This window comes from Bacillus sp. FSL R9-9530 (assembly GCF_038008145.1).
GTDB classification, from domain to species: domain Bacteria; phylum Bacillota; class Bacilli; order Bacillales; family Bacillaceae_G; genus Bacillus_A; species Bacillus_A mycoides.
Window position 1 is genome coordinate 784,913 of sequence record NZ_JBBOYO010000001.1, and the last position, 18,294, is coordinate 803,206.

The 18,294-nt window shown below is 37.3% G+C and carries 13 protein-coding genes and 3 pseudogenes; 9 read left to right on the plus strand and 7 right to left on the minus strand.

Going from position 1 to position 18,294, the window contains the following annotated elements; genetic code table 11:
* Positions 1-32: 32 nt before the first annotated feature.
* Positions 33-797: pseudogene (locus tag MKX66_RS03835) on the plus strand (Rpn family recombination-promoting nuclease/putative transposase); the annotation flags it as partial.
* A gap of 288 nt (positions 798-1,085) precedes the next feature.
* On the opposite strand, the pseudogene MKX66_RS30810 reads toward MKX66_RS03835, so the two are convergent.
* Positions 1,086-1,295: pseudogene (locus MKX66_RS30810) on the minus strand (PH domain-containing protein); the annotation flags it as partial.
* Positions 1,296-1,423: 128 nt separating this feature from the next.
* On the minus strand, positions 1,424-1,699 hold the full coding sequence (locus MKX66_RS03845; protein ID WP_113769978.1) for a hypothetical protein: 276 nt from the start codon (positions 1,697-1,699) through the stop codon (positions 1,424-1,426).
* A gap of 945 nt (positions 1,700-2,644) precedes the next feature.
* Here MKX66_RS03845 and MKX66_RS03850 point away from each other — a divergent pair.
* Both MKX66_RS03850 and MKX66_RS03855 read left to right on the plus strand, forming a co-directional pair.
* The gene (locus tag MKX66_RS03850; RefSeq protein WP_341085559.1) at positions 2,645-3,817 is read left to right on the plus strand and encodes a serine hydrolase domain-containing protein; all 1,173 of its coding nucleotides are present in this window, start codon (positions 2,645-2,647) and stop codon (positions 3,815-3,817) included.
* 70 nt (positions 3,818-3,887) lie between these two features.
* Positions 3,888-5,270, plus strand: a pseudogene (locus MKX66_RS03855) (alpha/beta fold hydrolase).
* A gap of 345 nt (positions 5,271-5,615) precedes the next feature.
* Here the strand turns inward: MKX66_RS03855 and MKX66_RS03860 are convergent.
* Positions 5,616-5,810, minus strand: coding sequence for a hypothetical protein (locus tag MKX66_RS03860; RefSeq protein WP_341085560.1), 195 nt, complete (start codon positions 5,808-5,810; stop codon positions 5,616-5,618).
* A gap of 560 nt (positions 5,811-6,370) precedes the next feature.
* On the opposite strand from MKX66_RS03860, the gene MKX66_RS03865 reads away from it, so the two are divergent.
* The 4 genes from MKX66_RS03865 to MKX66_RS03880 all read left to right on the plus strand — a co-directional run bounded on the left by MKX66_RS03865 (position 6,371) and on the right by MKX66_RS03880 (position 12,789).
* The gene (locus MKX66_RS03865; RefSeq protein WP_341085561.1) at positions 6,371-7,540 is read left to right on the plus strand and encodes a serine hydrolase domain-containing protein; all 1,170 of its coding nucleotides are present in this window, start codon (positions 6,371-6,373) and stop codon (positions 7,538-7,540) included.
* A gap of 767 nt (positions 7,541-8,307) precedes the next feature.
* Entirely contained in the window at positions 8,308-9,468 is a 1,161-nt protein-coding gene (locus MKX66_RS03870) for a serine hydrolase domain-containing protein (protein ID WP_341085562.1), read from the plus strand.
* Positions 9,469-9,562: 94 nt separating this feature from the next.
* Positions 9,563-11,647 carry a serine hydrolase domain-containing protein gene (locus MKX66_RS03875; RefSeq protein WP_002035327.1) on the plus strand — a complete coding sequence of 695 codons (2,085 nt, stop codon included), beginning with the start codon at positions 9,563-9,565 and terminating at the stop codon, positions 11,645-11,647.
* Positions 11,648-11,955: 308 nt separating this feature from the next.
* Complete coding sequence (locus MKX66_RS03880; RefSeq protein WP_341085564.1) at positions 11,956-12,789, plus strand: MerR family transcriptional regulator; 834 nt, start codon at positions 11,956-11,958, stop codon at positions 12,787-12,789.
* 528 nt (positions 12,790-13,317) lie between these two features.
* Here the strand turns inward: MKX66_RS03880 and MKX66_RS03885 are convergent.
* From MKX66_RS03885 to MKX66_RS03900, 4 genes are all read right to left on the minus strand, one after another.
* Positions 13,318-13,689, minus strand: coding sequence for a cupredoxin domain-containing protein (locus tag MKX66_RS03885; protein WP_341085566.1), 372 nt, complete (start codon positions 13,687-13,689; stop codon positions 13,318-13,320).
* Positions 13,690-13,848: 159 nt separating this feature from the next.
* The gene (locus MKX66_RS03890; RefSeq protein ID WP_215589916.1) at positions 13,849-15,108 is read right to left on the minus strand and encodes a serine hydrolase domain-containing protein; all 1,260 of its coding nucleotides are present in this window, start codon (positions 15,106-15,108) and stop codon (positions 13,849-13,851) included.
* 99 nt (positions 15,109-15,207) lie between these two features.
* Complete coding sequence (locus MKX66_RS03895; protein ID WP_002128166.1) at positions 15,208-16,407, minus strand: MFS transporter; 1,200 nt, start codon at positions 16,405-16,407, stop codon at positions 15,208-15,210.
* A gap of 15 nt (positions 16,408-16,422) precedes the next feature.
* Complete coding sequence (locus tag MKX66_RS03900; RefSeq protein WP_002013810.1) at positions 16,423-16,842, minus strand: MarR family winged helix-turn-helix transcriptional regulator; 420 nt, start codon at positions 16,840-16,842, stop codon at positions 16,423-16,425.
* Positions 16,843-17,016: 174 nt separating this feature from the next.
* Here MKX66_RS03900 and phaZ point away from each other — a divergent pair, with 174 nt between their 5' ends.
* A complete protein-coding gene (phaZ, locus tag MKX66_RS03905; RefSeq protein WP_002013809.1) occupies positions 17,017-17,934 on the plus strand; it encodes an intracellular short-chain-length polyhydroxyalkanoate depolymerase in 918 nt (305 codons plus the stop codon).
* A gap of 60 nt (positions 17,935-17,994) precedes the next feature.
* Complete coding sequence (locus tag MKX66_RS03910) at positions 17,995-18,219, plus strand: hypothetical protein (RefSeq protein WP_193653694.1); 225 nt, start codon at positions 17,995-17,997, stop codon at positions 18,217-18,219.
* The last annotated feature ends 75 nt before the right edge of the window (positions 18,220-18,294 follow it).

Genomic DNA, 18,294 nt, shown 5'->3' on the forward strand with positions numbered 1-18,294 from the left:
AATAAACTGATAGATGGTGAAAGTAAACTAAAGTTTCCCTACAGTTAGAAAATCCACATTTACATCGAGAACATGAAGAAGATAAATTATCGATTTTAGATATTTCGGCTACATTAGATATAGGAACAAAGGTAAATGTAGAAATACAGCTGAATAACAATCATGATATGATTAAACGCAGTTTGTATTATTGGGGAAGGTTGTACACTTCTCAATTGCAAAAGGGCATGCCATATAGTTCACTTCATAAAACGATTACAATTAACCTGTTAAACTTTGCGATGTTTCCTGAATATGAAGCATTTCATACAACAGGCATCCTTTGGAATTAGGAACAACAAAAGCTATTAAGTGATGATATAGAAGTTCATATAGTAGAGATTCCAAAGTTAATGCAGCAATGGCGCGAAGAGAAAGTCAATCCGTGGGAAGATTCATTTGTTCGTTGGTTATTATTATTACCTGCGAATGAAGATGAACATCTCACTCAAACATTGGAGGATATTGCCATCAACCGAGATCCGATTTTACAAAAAGCAATGAATAAATGGGAACGTATGAGTCAAGATTCTTCTTTCCGTCAAGCATATGAAGCAAGAGAAAAGGCCTTAATGGATGAGGCAGCAAAATTTGCTCATGCAGAACAACAAGGAATTAAAAAGGGAATTGAACAAGGTGTTGAGCAAGGAAAGATGCAACTCATTCGAGGCATGCATAAAAATGGTGTGTCTGTAGAAGACATTGCAAAGCTTACGGGATTACCAGAAATAGAAATACAGCGATTTTTGCAGAGCTAGAGAAAGCATTTTATCCAATAAAATGCTTTCTCTAACTCTGCCTGAAAAGAAGATGAGATGTCTCAATCTTCTTTTTCTATTTTTAGGGGATACGGAAACATCACTATCAAGCTAATGAAAACGAAATACTCCAAAACCGAAAAAAATGGGGGTATCTCATTTTTTTCGGTTTCTGACAGAAGACTCCTTCCTCAAAAATATAAAGGTGTGAAACACCAATTTTAGGTGGGAGGTGAATATCAGTAGGCGTAAGCCTTCTTCAAATAAAAATCTATTTGTCTCTTATCTTTAACTATACTTCTTTTCTAATTTTATTAGGTTTTTCTTCTGATTCGATAAGCCTATAGTAAAACTATTTGCTTTAATTACAATATCTCCCCTGTTACCTGTTGAAGTGACAGTTATCTTAGTCCTAAACAAACCTTTCTTAACTTTCACACTTTCTATATCCTTCATGTCTATACACTTTATATTACCAGTGAACTTACCACTCATTGAAGATACGGTGCCGTATATTGTACGTATTCAACAAATTGTATGGATTATGCCAAAACAATGATCAAATTACATCTAATTTGATTTATAACAGATTGGCGTCATAGACGACCAAATAAAAACACAGGGTTTTATCTCTGTATTTCTTCAAATTTTCGTTTTTGAATATATGCTTGAGCATGAATAATTTCTTCCTGAAGCTCTTTTAATTCTTTCATAGATTCTGATTCAATAGCCATGTAAGTAGTAACTAAACTGATCATCATATCCATCTTCTCTACTATATTTTGAATGACCTGTTCAGATTGCTCTTTTTTAGGGTGTTGTATGGCTATTAATACATTTTCTATATAATTGTTCTTTCTTTGCTGGATATCATAAATAAACTGTTCTGTGTTTGAGTTCATTTGTTGTTCCTCCGTTTTGGATATATTTCTATTCTATCATATTTGAATGGGAAATATTGGATTCCCCTAAAATCACACCTGTGTCGCACATCTTCTCAAATATACAAACTAATTCCTTAACGTACAGGGAATCGGTTAATTTGTGTCTAAAATGTGTCTAAACGTACAATTTTCTTTTTTTGATATGGTGACCCCATCGCCATCAAGCTAAGGTTTTAATATACCCCCTAAATGAACATTTTCTTTTTCTACAGGTAGTTACTTTGAAAAGTCAGCTTATTTTTTCGTTTTGATGGCGTTTATTTTTCTTCAGCTGATGGATATGGAGTACCCCTTAGGTTAAATAAATTTCGGCTTAGAAACAAGTGATTTTAACAATGTTCGGAGTGTTTCATGCAGCACAATGTCATTTGTGTTGTATCGCAAGAAAAAAATTACAATAAAAAAGAGCCGGAATTCACCCTGTTCGGAGTAAATCGAATCTTTAATAATTAAAGGACGAAAAAAGAAGCATAGAAGTGAAAAACTTCTGTGTTTCTTTTTGATTAATATATTTATTGGAAAGGCATTTTCACAGATGCTTCTGCCATCCTATTATAGAATCTATTTTGAGCGTAAGAAATTTGTAAGGAATGGATAAGAAAAAAGAAATTTTTATTGTGTAGGATAAAAACATAAAGAAAAGTGAAAGGGGGATTAGATAAGATATATTTATGTGAAAAACAAACTAGTAATAAGAGTGTTCTAGGGAAAGGAAGTAATTTCTGGGTTAACATACTTGTAAAAAAGAGGGATTCACCGTTTGTTAGGACAAAAATAATCATTATGAAGATAATTACGAATTCTGTGTTGTCCCTTTGTCATTGGTGGAGATAATAGCTGTGTAGTTAATATGAAACAACAAGCAACCGCCCATACAATATGAATAGAAGAGAGGAATGCCTTATGAAAACACGTAGTCAAATTACATTTGCAAGTCTTGCCATTTTAATAGCTGGGAGCTCCCTGCTATACACAACACCAACATCAATTGTAAAAGCAGAGTCCACTGAAAATGTATCTATTTCGTCACACACAAGCACTAAACGAGATCGTAATTCCGTCAAACAAGCAATGCAGGATACATTGCATCTTGGATTCCCGGGGATACTTGTTAAAACCTCTGAGGGTGGAAAAACTTGGGGTTATGCCGCTGGGGTAGCGAATCTGAGCACCAAGAAACCAATGGAAACAGATTTTCGCTTTCGTATTGCCAGCGTAACGAAGACGTTCACCGCAACGGTTGTACTTCAATTAGCTGGAGAGAACCGCCTGAATCTAGACGATTCCATCGAAAAATGGTTGCCTGGTGTTATTCAAGGAAACGGATATGATGCTAAACAGATTACTATCCGGCAGATATTGAACCATACAAGTGGTATCGCTGAATACTCAAGGACAAAAGAAGCTGATTTTTTTAAGAATAGAAATAAATCGTTTACTGCTGAAGATCTAGTGAAGTTGGGACTTTCGCTGCCCCCAGACTTTGCCCCAGGAAAGGGCTGGTCTTATTCAAACACAGGATACGTATTACTGGGTATCCTTATTGAAAAAGTAACTGGAAACAGCTATGCGGAAGAGATTGAAAATCGAATTATTGAACCACTTAAATTGTCGAATACATTTCTACCTGGCAATTCAAGCGTTATTCCAGGCACCAACCATGCCCGTGGATATTTCCAACCAGACGGAGCAAGTGAGCTAAAAGACATTACTTATTATAACCCAAGTATAGGTAGCTCGGCTGGAGATATGATTTCTACTGCTGACGACTTAAACAAATTCTTCTCTTACTTACTCAGTGGTAAATTACTGAAGGAACAGCAACTAAAACAAATGCTTACTACAGTTCCTACAGGAAGTGCTGAACTCGGTGGATATGGTCTTGGAATCTATGAAACTAGGCTTCCAAACGGTGTCTCGATATGGGGACACTCAGGTGGCATTCCAGGGTTTAGTTCTTTTGCTGGAGGTGCACTTGGAGGTAAGCATACGTTAGCCGTCAATTTTAACAGTTTAGGAAAAGCTGACAATCCTGATCCTTTTAAAAATATTTTACTTGCTGAATTTAGCAAGTAGGCAAAAAGGATAAATTTTGTCATAGTTTTTATATTTAAAAATATATCTTTCACATATTGGAGGGTAAAACATGAATAAAAAAAAGAAAATACAAAAATCAGCACTTTCCTTTACCCTACTCTTTTCTTTAGGAGTTTCATCTTTCCCACTTACAACAGCTATTCACGCAGATACACGTGAGGAACAATCTGCAGAAAAGAATCTAGTCTCTTTAACGGAGCGTACATCATTATTTTTTGCATATCTCCAGCAAGGTAAGTATGCAGAGGCACTCTAGTTGACGTCTGCTGCTTTTCAATCCAAGTTTACAGCAAACACATTACAAAACTGGTGGACACAAAGTGGCTGGAGCGGGATAAAAAGCATGGGAACACCTGTAATAAAAGAACGAAACTTGGTCCATCAGACGGTGGAAATTCCAGGAGCTATTGAAGGAACTACCATCCCGCTACTCATTAAATTCACACCTGGCGGGAAAGTAGATGAAGTTGGGGAAAGGCAGCCCCAGGAATCTTATACCATCCCGCATCCTAGCTATGATCAACCTACTTCCTATCAAGAACGTGAAATCGTCATTGGAAATTCTACATATCCGTTACCAGCCACATTAACGGTTCCGAAACATAAGCCTGGTGAAAAGGTACCCGTAGTTGTTCTTGTTCATGGTGCTGACATCCATGATCGCGATAGTACATATATGGGAACAAAAATCTTACGAGACCTTGCGGTGGGCCTTTCATCCAACGGAATTGCAGTGTTGCGCTATGAAAAACGTACCTTAGAACACGCATTAAAGATGAGTGCAGAACCTGGTACGTTAGACCGTGATACTACAGATGATGCCATATATGTAGCAAAATCAGCAGCGCAGCAGGAAGGCATTGATCCAAATAATATTTTCATTCTCGGACATAGCCTAGGAGCTGGCACAATACCGCGTATACTGAGCAAAGCGCCTTCCTCACTTGTCCGAGGAAGTATCTTACTCGCACCACCTGCACGTCCTTTGACTGACATTGCCATTGATCAGAATCAATACCTTGGGGCACCAAAGGAAGTAATCGATGAACTAAAAAGACAGCTCGCTTTTATCCAGGATCCTACTTTCAATCCTGACCATCCGCCAGCTGGCTACAATTTTCCGTCTCCTCATTTTATGTATGATGTTTCTAGGTGGCGTCCAGTTGAGGAGGCAAAATCACGAAAAGAGCCTTTACTGATTCTGCAAGGGGCACGCGATTATCAAGTAACAGTAAAAGATGAATATACAAAATGGCAGGAAGGACTTTCAAACCGCGGGAATGTTCAGTTCAAAGAATACCCGAAATTGAATCATTTCTTAACGGAGGGTGACGGGGAATTGAGTCTTCCAAGTGAGTACGAAATCCCTGCAAATGTTCCCGAGTACGTCATCCAGGACATTATTGCAGGGGTCAATGAGACAAAAAAATAAGAAAACATCAAAAGCCTTCATGCAATCATCATTGCGTGAAGGCTTTTTTGAAACTAGTGATTTCATCCAAGTGATTCAGACATATCTATTATTTTCGTTATCATTTTATATAATATTTGCCTTGTTACCCTTATAGGGGTAGCGTCACATCGCCATCAAGCTAAAAAATTATAGTACCCCCAGAACGGAATTTTGCGCTAACTTGTAACAAAAAAACTCATTTTTTCGTTTTGGGGAACAACCAATTTCTTAAGTTGATGGGCATGTGGTATTTGTTTTTATTAGCTTGATCGTGATGTGGCGATACCTCAAATAAGCTTAAATTTATTTTATCGTTGTATATACTTAGTCTTTAATTTGTTTCATTAATGCTTTAGCTGCCACAAATAACATGAAACTGTTGAGGACTAAACCTCCTAAATTTAAGTAAAAGAAATTTGGTTGTGTAAAATTGTATATACCAGTTAATATAAAACTGAAAAAGATAAATGAAGCTATTATAAGGGATACTGTTTTTTGCTTATTTATGTATGAATTCATTATTCCCCCCCTTTAAACAAAATATATAGATGTAATTATATCACGGAGTAGTGTATGTAATTAACTAAAAGATAGATATCTATGGGAATTTAACTTATTTTTTCTTTTACAGGATAATAAGGCAGCAGATTCGCTACTTACAATTCGTTATACGTTAAGGGACTCGTTATTTTTTTTACAGTTTTTTATTATGAAATTCTAAATAGCTAATTATAATAGGTGAAAAAAACGATCAATAGTTGGGGTACGGAAAGGATTCGAATTTACATTCTTTCTCAATACATATTATGGATAAATAAAGTGAAATATGGGTTGGGGTTATGTCTCATGTTGTGTTAATCCTAACAATAACTAAGGGTACATAATATGCTTTCATACCTTTGAATAATTTTGTTATAGAAGGGATGGAGATTTAAATGGCTCAAATTGTTGGTATTGATAGATACCTTTGTACTGGGGCTTTAATCTATATGCGTGAGGGCCTTTCCCTAAGTCTTGTCAGGAAGTAAGGAACAGTAAGCAAACACTTATACAATATGAATAGAGGAGAGGAATGCCTTATGAAAATACGTAGTCAAATTACATGTGCAAGTCTGGCCCTTTTAATAGCTGGAAGTTCCCTGTTATATACAACACCAACCTCAATTGTAAAAGCAGAGCCCACTCAAAATGTATCTAGTTCGTTACAAACAAATACTCAACGAGATCGCACTTCCGTCAAGCAAGCAATGCGGGATACATTGCAACTTGGATACCCGGGGATACTTGCTAAAACTTCTGAGGGTGGAAAAGCGTGGGGGTATGCCGCTGGAATAGCGGATCTGAGCACCAAGAAACCAATGAAAACAGATTTTCGCTTTCGCATTGGGAGTGTGACGAAGACGTTCACCGCAACAGTTGTACTTCAATTAGCTGGAGAGAATCGCCTGAATCTAGACGACTACATCGAAGACTGGTTGCCTGGTGTCATTCAAGGAAATGGATATGATGGTAACCAGATTACTATCCGGCAGATATTGAACCATACAAGTGGTATCGCTGAATACTCAAGGTCAAAAGACGCTGATTTTACGGATACAAAAAAATCGTATATGGCTGAAGAGTTAGTGAAGATGGGGGTTTCTCTGCCTCCAGACTTTGCCCCAGGAGATGGCTGGTCTTATTCAAACACAGGATACGTATTACTGGGCATTCTTATTGAAAAAGTAACCAGAAACAGCTATGCGGAAGAGATTGAAAATCGGATTATTGAGCCACTTGAATTGTCGAATACATTCCTACCAGGCAATTCAAGTGTTATTCCAGGCACTAACCATGCCCGTGGATATGTCCAACCAGACGGAGCAAGTGAGCTAAAAGACGTTACTTATTATAACCCAAGTGCAGGTAGCTCTGCTGGAGATATGATTTCTACTGCTGACGACTTAAACAAATTCTTCTCTTACTTGCTCGGTGGCAAATTACTGAAGGAACAGCAACTAAAACAAATGCTTACTACAGTTCCTACAGGAAAAGAAGGAATCGATGGATATGGTCTTGGAATCTATGAAACTAAGCTTCCAAGCGGTGTCTCGATATGGGGACACACCGGTGGCATTCTAGGGTTTACAACTCTTGTTGGAGGTAAACTTGGAGGTAAGCATACGTTGGTCGTCAATTGGAATAGTTTGGGTAGAACTGACAGCCCTAATCCTTTTAAAAATATTTTACTTGCTGAATTTAGCAAGTAGGAAAAAAGGAAAAATTCATTGTAGTTTTCATAGTTAAAAATATACTTTTCTGGTTCAAAAGCCCCAACTTATTTTCAAGAAACATTTGGGGCTTTTTTGTTTTGGTGGCGTTTATTTTTCTTAAGCTGATGGATATGGAGTATCTGCCCTAAGTTAAATAAATTTTGACTTAAAAACAAGTGATTTTAACAACGTTAGGAGTGTTTCATGCAGCACAATGTCATTTGTGTTGTATTGCAAGAGGAAAAATTACATTAGAAAAGAGCCAGAATTCATCCTGTTAAGGGTAAATCGACTCTTAATATTTAAAAGGATGGAAAAAAGAAACACAGAAGTAAAAAACCTCTGTGTTTCTTTTTGATTAATATATTTACTGAACCTTCCGGCACAGATGCTCCTTCTACCCTATTATAAAAGCGATTTTGAACGTAAGTAATTTGTAAGAAATGGGTAAGAAAAAAGAAATTTTCATTGTGTATGATAAAAATATAAAGAGGCGTAAAAGGCGGAACAGATATGACTTATATATGAAAAACGGACCAGTAACAAGAGTGTTTCAAAGAAAAGAAGTAATTTCTGTGGTCAACATATATGTGGAAAAAGAGGGATTTACCCAGGACAGAATGGCGTTTGTAAAAATAATAATTATGAAGATGATTACGAATTCAATGTTGACCTTTTTTCATAGGTGGAGATGGTAGCTGTGTGGTTAATACGAAATAGCAAGAAACCACCTATACAATATGAATAGAGGAGAGGAATGCCCTATGAAAACACATAGTCAAATTACATGTGCAATTTTAATAGCTGGAAGTTCCCTGTTATACACAACGCCAACCTCAATTGTAAAAGCAGAGCCCACTCAAAATGTATCTAGTTCGTTACAAACAAATACTCAACGAGATCGTAATTCCGTCAAGCAAGCAATGCGGGATACATTGCAACTTGGATACCCGGGGATACTTGCTAAAACTTCTGAGGGTGGAAAAACTTGGGGTTATGCCGCTGGGGTAGCGAATCTGAGCAGCAAGAAACCAATGAAAACAGATTTTCGCTTTCGCATTGGTAGCGTGACGAAGACGTTCACAGCAACGGTTGTACTTCAATTAGTCGGAGAGAACCGCTTGAATCTAGACGACTACATCGAAAAATGGTTGCCTGGTGTCATTCAAGGAAACGGATATGATGGTAACCAGATTACTATCCGGCAGATATTGAACCATACAAGTGGTATCGCTGAATACTCAAGGTCAAAAGACGCTGACTTTACGGATACAAAAAAATCGTATACGGCTGAAGAGTTAGTGAAGATGGGGATTTCTCTGCCCCCAGACTTTGCCCCAGGAAAGGGCTGGTCTTATTCAAACACAGGATATGTATTACTAGGTATTCTTATTGAAAAAGTAACCGGAAACAGCTATGCGGAAGAGATTGAAAGTCGGATTATTGAACCGCTTGAATTGCCGAATACATTCCCACCTGGCAATTCAAGCGTTATTCCAGGCACCAAGCATGCCCGTGGATATGTCCAACCAGACGGAGTAAGTGAGCTAAAAGACGTTACTTATTATAACCCAAGTGTAGGTAGCTCAGCTGGAGATATGATTTCTACTGCTGACGACTTAAATAAATTCTTCTCTTACTTGCTCGGGGGTAAATTACTGAAAGAACAGCAACTAAAACAAATGCTTACTACAGTTCCTACAGGAAAAGAAGGAATCGATGGATATGGTCTTGGAATCTATGAAACTAAGCTTCCAAACGATGTCTCGATATGGGGACACACAGGTGGCATACTAGGGTTTACTACTCTTGTTGGAGGTAAACTTGGAGGCAAGCATACGTTGGTCGTCAATTGGAATAGTTTGGGTAGAGCTGACAGTCCTAATCCTTTTAAAAATATTTTACTTGCTGAATTTAGCAAGTAGGCAAAAAAGAAAAACGGATAAATTTTGTCATATTTTTTATAGTTAAACAAATAAGTGATGAATTCGATTACTTATCTAAGGAGGCAATTCTCTCATGAAAAATAAACTATCTGGGGTGTTAGCCGCTACATTAGCGCTAACGATGATCCTACCAACAGGGGCGATAGCATCTTCAAGCAGTAAGACTCCGGTTGTAGCTAACCAAGAAGTTGCTAACCAAGAACTGGAGAAGATTGCGGCAGAGAAGGCTGCGCTACTCACGAAGTCCTATGGGACGACTAGCGTGCAGTATGCGCTAATTGATAATGGTAAACTTATTTTGTCGGGTCAGACAGGCAAGAACGATATGGAAGGAAAACAGCGGCTGAACAAAGATACTCTATATGGGATTGGTTCAGTCAGTAAAATGTATGCAACAGCGGCTGTAATGAAATTGGTCGACGAAGGAAAAGTCGATTTGGATGCTCCTGTCGTCCACTTTGTTCCTGATTTCAAGATGAAAGACGAGCGGTACAAACGCATTACGCCACGTATGCTGTTAAACCACTCCTCCGGCTTGCAAGGTTCCACGTTAAGTAATGCATTTTTATTTAACGATAATGATACCTATGCCCATGATGTCTTGATGCGGCAATTGTCCAACCAAAGCTTGAAGGCGGATCCTGGCGCGTTCTCGGTATACTGCAACGACGGCTTTACGCTGGCCGAGATTTTGGTGGAAAGAGTCAGCGGTATGAGCTTTACCGAATTTATACATCAACGGTTTACAGAACCCTTACAGCTGAATCATACGAAAACGCCGCAGGACAAATGGGAAGACGATAAGCGGGCTGGACTCTATTTTCCGGCGTACCAAGGGAAGCTTCCCATTGAATCGGTGAATGTGATTGGTTCGGGAGGGATCTCTTCCACGGCAGAAGATATGGTACGATTCTCACAATTATTTATGGGACAGGGAAAAGGGATCCTCTCTGATAAGGCAGTCAAGGCGATGGAGCAAGAGGAATATAAAAAAGGAATGTGGCCGGGGGATGGAGGTAATATTTTCAACTATGGTCTTGGCTGGGATAGTGTGAAACTATACCCATTCAGTGAATATGGGATAAAAAGCATGGCTAAGGGCGGCGATACAACACTGCAACATGCTATACTGGTCGTGCTTCCGGAACAGAAGATGGCAGTGGCTGTGTTGTCATCCGGCGGCCAAAGCTCTACAAATCAACTACTGGCAACTGAATTACTGCTCGCCGCGCTTAAAGAGAAGGGCACAATTAAGGACATCAAGCCAAACAAATCCTTTGGCAAGCCGGTCAAGGCCAAGATGCCTCAAGACGTGACGAAGAAAGCGGGCTTTTACGGCAATAGCGAAAGTCATTTCAAAATAGAAATTACGAAGAATGGAGAACTGTTCTTACCATCTAATCGAGAAGAAAAATATGTATATACTGCGAATGGAAGCTTTATTAATGAGAAGGGTACTTCCAAGCTCAACTTCGTCACTGAGAAGAATGGAAGCACTTATTTGAAGGAGAGCACATATAAATCGACGCCAGGCTTAGGGCAAAATGTGATGACTCACTATTTAGCCGAGAAACTAGAAGACAACGTGCTATCGAAGAAAACCGCTGCCGCATGGGCGAAGCGGGAAGGCGTCAAGTTCTATCTCGTGAACGAGAAATTTAGTTCTATTGAATATCTCGTTCAACCGAAACTTATTACCACACAAATTACTCGCAAGGAAGACCTGGAGGGCTATTGGGACGGCAGAAAAATTACAGGTCCGAACACCGCGGCGCATCAGCTCCAGATCCCCGTGATGAATGGCCGTGATACGACGGAAACTCATTTCTATACAGAAGGCGGCAGTGAATATATGGAGATGGCCGGATTGTTATATGTAAGTGGATCCAACGTAAAACCGCTTGATGCAGGCCAATCATCCAAAGTTACGCTACAAGCAAATGGGCATGCGAAATGGTTTACGATCCCACAAGCGACAGCAGGGAAAACGATGAGCGTGACGTTGTCATCGAAGAGTTCATTCGCGGTGTATGATGAGAAGGGAGTATGCGTCAATTTTACCGTTGTGAGCGGCAATAACAAAGTAAAATTGCCGAAAAACGGATCGGTTGTATTTGCTGGCGCGCCGAACTCGGAATTTGCAATCACGTTGAACTAGCTACAATTCAAGATGGACTTCAACAAAACCAGTACGACACAGAAAAGGTGTTTTGCTGGTTTTGTTTGTATTTACGCATTATCTTTACGAAGAGGCTTTCCACGAATAATATCACGCTCAAACTCTGCAAGAACAGCTATCATACCAACTTTTTAGCTGTTAAGAAACTTTGCAACAGAACCAGACATGTACTCCTTCATCACTAAAAACAGCCAGTTTTGATTTTGAATTTTTTTATTTATTGACTATGAAGTAACCACATAGTTTATAGTATGAATATTATTCCTTATAGGAGGCAATATAATTAGATGGATAGCTATAAGTTAACTAAAAGTGATGTAATTAAGATTTTTAATACTACGAAAGAAACACTTCGATTCTATGAAGAAAAAGGATTAGTTCAGCCAAAGGTAGGTAAAAATAACTATAGATTGTATGGAAATGAAGACCTACAAAGAATTAGCCAAATCTTCTTTTGTAAAGATATGGGTTTTTCAATTGGAGAAATTGATTTAGTAATAAATAAGAGAAATATAATAAACAATATGAATATCTTACAGAACAAAAAAAATGAAATTGAAACTGAAATTCATCGATTTATGGAAGTGCAAAAGAAAATTACTAGGCTCCTAGATCTCCTTCAAAATAGAAGCAGAAATTTCAATAAAATTCAGAGTGTCTATTTTGAAGAAAGAAAATATTATCACATCAAAGGAGAAAATTTTAATAGTGTAAAATCCTTTTTTGATAAATTCCGTTCTATTTTTAAGCAAGGTGAACTTTTTCAAGAACAATTTATAACAATGTGTCCAATTAAGAATTTCTTCAATGATGATTTGGGACTTTCAGTTTATTATCCTGTTTTGAATGATAAAGAGATCGAGCACGTTGATATTCTTAGTATACCTGCAGGTAATTATCTTTGTGTTGATTACGTATGTACAGAAGGGCATATGGATGAAGCACGACGTCAAATATATACAAACATTAAAGACTATATAAAGAGAAATGGTTTACAGTTTAGATCATGTGATGTAATTGAATCAGATTTACACGGATTGAATCTGTTTTACCCAGAAGGACAGATAATTATGAATATGCAAATTCCTGTTGAAGAAAAATCGAAACACCAAGAGAAATGAGCATTTATTTATGCAACACAATTTACAAGAAAATTGGAAAAATCGGCTCTTTTATCAAAATGTGTTTAGTATGATTTTTTTAAAAAGTGCTGGTAGTCCACTTACTATAAAATCATAGAATCTCTTTAAATTAATACAAACTAAAGCCAATTTGCTTAACGTGGGTTTTATGTCAATTGGTTGGCGGGCCCCTACTATAATTGGGGTCTGTGTACATGCCCATCAAATTAATCTATTTTAATACTCCATTGCCATCAAGCTAAGACTTTAAAGTACTCTTTAAATGGAAATTTTGTGTTTTTTATAGCACCGAAGTTCATTTTTATCATTTTGGGGAAGAATGTGTTTCTTAACTTTGATAGCGATGGGGTAGCACCAACAAAACACAAATTTCGTACGCTACGACAGCGTAACGATTTTATGCTACCAGTAAAAAACTGATTAGTGAGAGCTCATAATGTGCGGGGGAGGGAAACCCCCGCGAATTTAAGTTTCACTTTATAAAAAAGTAAGGACCGGTACCGCTCGTTATTGGACTATTACTTTCCCATCCATTCCTTTCAAGTAGTGGAACCGACATATTAGTTCATATGTACCGGGAGTTTCAGGTTTTACGGTAATTGTTATCTCTTTTCCTGACGGGACTTCGGCGTCAATTCCGAGCTTTTTCACAGTAAAGGTGTGATCTCTATTTCCTTTGTTTTTCAATAGTAACGTCGTCGTTTTCCCAGCCGGAACAGTGATGATACTCGGATTAAAGTAATCATCATTCAATTCAACCTCAATAGGCTGTCTCACAACGTCGGATTCGGCAAATACACGGAGCGAACCTAAAGTAGTCATAACTACAATCATCGCAAGTGAAATGATTAATCCAGTTAATAGCTTTTTCACAGACATTCGTAATCCCTCCTTTCCTAAGCACTAGTGTTTTCAAATTACTAAAATATTATCAATATAAATGGGGTTTAGGCGTGGCTTAAATAGTAATTCTTTCGGCAACTCCTACTAACCAAGTACTAATTGGAATAGGATTTGGGTAAATAAAAAAAGCCTCCACTACTGTGGAAGCTTCTCCAAATGATGTGCAATATCAATATACATATCGGAATAAACCGAATGGATTTCATTACTAGGCGCAGCGTTAGAAGAGAAGTGGACGATTACCATACTTGCTTTCGGATCGATGTAAAGGGTTTGTCCGTAACTGCCTAACACTTCGAAAGCACCTTGTTCATTGTGCGGAATCCACCATTGATTATGATAAGAAATGGAAGCACCATGACCAATTGCGAGCTCACCTACTTGTACATTTTTCACACTTTCTGTAATAGAAGAAGGGACGATTTGTTTTCCGCTATATTGACCATTATTTAATAGTAATTGTCCGAACCTCGCCATATCTCTAGCAGTTGCATTTAAGCCAGCGCTTGCTTGTTCTACTTTTGTTTCATCTGTAACGTAATACGCGTTTTCTTCCATACCAATTTGAGACCAAATTCGTTCGCTTACATTTTCAGCTAACGATTTCCCTGTAATCGTTCGGATAATCCAAGCGAGTGTTTCAGTTGATCCGTTATTGTAAGAAAAAGCTGAACCAGGTGGTGCAGTTTCTTCTGCTTCTAGTAACATATCATAAATTTTCATAGGCCCCTCGTAATTTTTACCTCGGGGTAAAATATTACTAGCTAAATATAGTTGTGCATCTTGATTTTCTAGTCCTAGCTGCATATATCCGTGAGTAGGGTATTCAGCGGAAACTTGCATGTCCAGTAATTGCTGAAGTGTTGCTTTTCCAAACGGTGTATTTTTTAATTCTTTTATGTAAGTGTCAGCTGTTTTCTCTACATCAATAAGATTTTCTTCAGCGAGAGATTGTATGATTGCACCAGTAAACACCTTTGCTAATGATGCCATTCCATGAGGTTCACTCTCGTTATATCCATTGAAATATCGTTCATAAACAAGTTGACCATTATGTACAACGACAAAAGCATCTGTTTTGTTTTCGTCTAAAAGTTTTTTTAGAGGAGTCTTATTTCCAAATCTACGCTCCACAGCAAAATCGTCTAAGTTTTGTAACGCGGTAGGGAAGGGAGCAACTTGGTCAGGGATGTTTTTTACTTCATTTATTAAAGTGAATTCTTTCATATGTGTATACGACCAGCGTAAGTAAGGATCGTCCAACCAGTTTTCTTTTGTGACATTTGCTTTAGTGGGGGTCGTTTTATTATTTTTAAAAAAAGTAAACCCAAGCCCTGTAACTACGAATAGTAATACTAGTAACAGTAATAGCAGGGGAGATTTCTTTACATTCATATAGGTACCTCCTTTAGTTTCTATTATAAGTATACGCTCGTCTTAAAATAAATACAAAATAAGGAAAGTAAACGGGTAAGTTTACTTTCCTTATGAACGTTAAGCAGATATTTGTCCGTCTGTACTTTGTTTCTTGAATTTTTGTTTTCGTCCGTGTAATCCATAATATAGAAGTAAAGTGAACGCAACGATAATAGCTGCGATAAAATACATATTATGATAACTTGATTTGGCAGCGACTATACCTAAAATGAAAGAACCGAAGCCAATGCCACTATCAAAGAACGAGTAGTAAGTAGCTGTCGCAGAACCACGTCGATGGTTTGGAGCGGCAGAAATTGCAATCGTTTGGAAACTTGGAATTAATGTTCCGTATCCTAAACCGATTAACATACCTGCGCCAAGGAACCAAAATGAAGTTTGCGCTTGGCTTAAAATGAACATCCCAATTGTGAAAATAATAATAGCGGGATAGATAAGTACATTTTCACCGAAACGATCAAATATTTTCCCTGTAAATGGACGAGAAATGACCACAACAAGTGCGTATAAAATAAAGAAGTAACTTGCAATTTCGCTTAAACCGAGCTCTTTCGCATAAATAGGAATAAAGGATAAAATGCCACTATAAGAAAAGGCTAAAACAAATCCTGTTAGAGCGATTGGAATAGAAGATGGTTCAATTAAGTCTTTCCATTTCATTTTTTCTCGTTTTTGTTTGTTTACTGGTGCTTCATGCGGAATATTGACTAGTAATCCTAATAAAAATGCGAGTAATGAAAATACTGAACAAACAATAAATAGTACAGTAAATGAAAAATGAGAAATAATTGTTAAACCTAAAAAAGGACCAATTACCATCGGTAGACTCATAAATACGCCGTAATAAGCAAGTGCTTCGCCGCGTCTATGAGCTGGTGCTACATCAGTTACAATTGTTCCAGTTGCTGTTGTTGCCATTCCGAATCCAATACCATGTAAGAAGCGAAGGGCAAGTAATAAAAATAAACTTTGCGTACCGAAATACATAACGGTAGCGGCTAAAAATAGTGAAAGTGAAATAAATAATATTTTCTTTCTTCCTAAATCATCGAGCCATTTTCCTGTGAATGGTCTACATAAAACAGATGAAATAAGAAAAACAGTTGCAACTAAACCAATTTCCTCAGGTTTTCCTTTTAGGCTGTCTATAACATAGACAGGCAGAGTAGTCATAAGCATGTAAAATGTTAAAAAGAGAAACAGACTACTAAAACAAGTTCCGAGGAAATCCTTCGTCCAAAGTTTTTCACTTTGCATCGTCATCCCTCCATATTAATGATCTAAATTTTTGATGATTTGTTGTAACAATTGAAAAGCTTCATGTAAGTCTTCTTCTTTAATACCTTCTAGCGTCTTTTCTTCAAAAGAATCAACTTCTTCTTGCCATACTGGAATCATTTCTATTGCTGTTTCCGATAAGGAAATGAGCTTCTCACGGCGATCTTTTCCTTCCGTACGAATAATCCAGCCCATCGTTTCCATACGTGTTAACGTACGAGTCATCGTTGGTGATTCAACATTTAAATATTGACATAATTCTGTTTGGGTACAAGATCCAGTTTGATTAATGCGGAAAATAACAGCCCATTGCGCACTAAATAATCCTGTTGGAGATACACGTTCATTAAATTTCTTCGTAAACTTACGAGAAGTTTGACTGACAATGTGGAAAAAATGTTGTTTTTCGTCCATGTATTTTGATCCTTTCAAATTAGTTACCTAGCTAACTATATACCTTTTTATTTTACTTGTCTAGTAATAGACATGTTGTTTTATGTGGAAATTTCGTATAGATTTTGTATTGAGAACGTACATTCTACATGGTATTCTTTAATTAAGTAAAGAATTTTCTTTCTATTAAATAGAATGGGGGAACTTGTGATGATTAAGCCTGCAACAATGGAGTTTGTTTCACTATCGAACGGAGAAACGATTGCGTATCAGGAAGTTGGAAGGCAAAATACAGAAATTCTTGTACTCATTCACGGGAACATGACATCGTCACAACACTGGGATTTAGTTATTGAAAAGTTGCAAGATCAATACCATATTTACGCTCTTGATTTAAGAGGATTTGGCCAATCAACATATAATCAATCGATAGATTCATTACAAGACTTTGCAAGAGATGTAAAACTATTTATCGATCAATTAAAACTAGAAAAATTTTCATTAATGGGCTGGTCAATGGGCGGTGGTGTTGCGATGCAATTTACAGCGAATCATCCAACATTTGTCGAAAAGTTGATTTTAGTAGAATCAGTGGGAATGAAGGGATATCCAATTTTTAAAAAAGATATTAACGGGCAACCGATCGTATCAAGTTTAGTAAAGACGAAAGAAGAAATCGCGCAAGATCCAGTACAAATTGCTCCAGTGCTAGATGCGATAAAAAATATGAATAAATTATATTACCGTACAGTATGGAATCTATTAATATATACACATAATCAACCTGAACCGGATCGTTATGAAAAGTATTTAGATGATATGTTAACGCAACGTAATTTCGTAGATGTGAATTACGCGCTCATTACATTTAATATTTCGGATGAACATAACGGGGTTGTAGAGGGAAATAAGCAAATTCATCATATTAAAGCTCCAACACTCGTCATACAAGGTGACAGAGATTACGTCGTACCGCAAGTAGTCGGTGAGGAATTAGCAAAACATTTGCCAAATGCAGAGTTGAAGATATTAGAAGATTGCGGACACTCACCGTTTATAGATTGTTTAGATGTATTTATAAAACATGTTGAGGATTGGTTAGACAATAAATAATTCCCGAAATATAAAACTTGCATATACTATAGCATTTGTATGTATAAGGGGAGAGAGTCAATGCATAATCCATTTTTAATATATCATTCTCCATATAATGATCATCAATATATAAAAATAATTATAAATCCGATGTATATGCAAGTTTCACCAGCTGTAGTTCCTTTGCAAGTGCAGCAATCAATGGTCCATACACATCCGATTTTATTTGGGCCTTCATTTTATGAAAATCCATATTTTAAGCATTTTCATTACAATGTGAAAGCGCAAGTATGGGAAGGATAAGAAGCTAAAAGGTTCATTCTTTTAGCTTCTTTTTTATTATGAATATTCGTACACGCATTTGAAGAAACAGTTTAT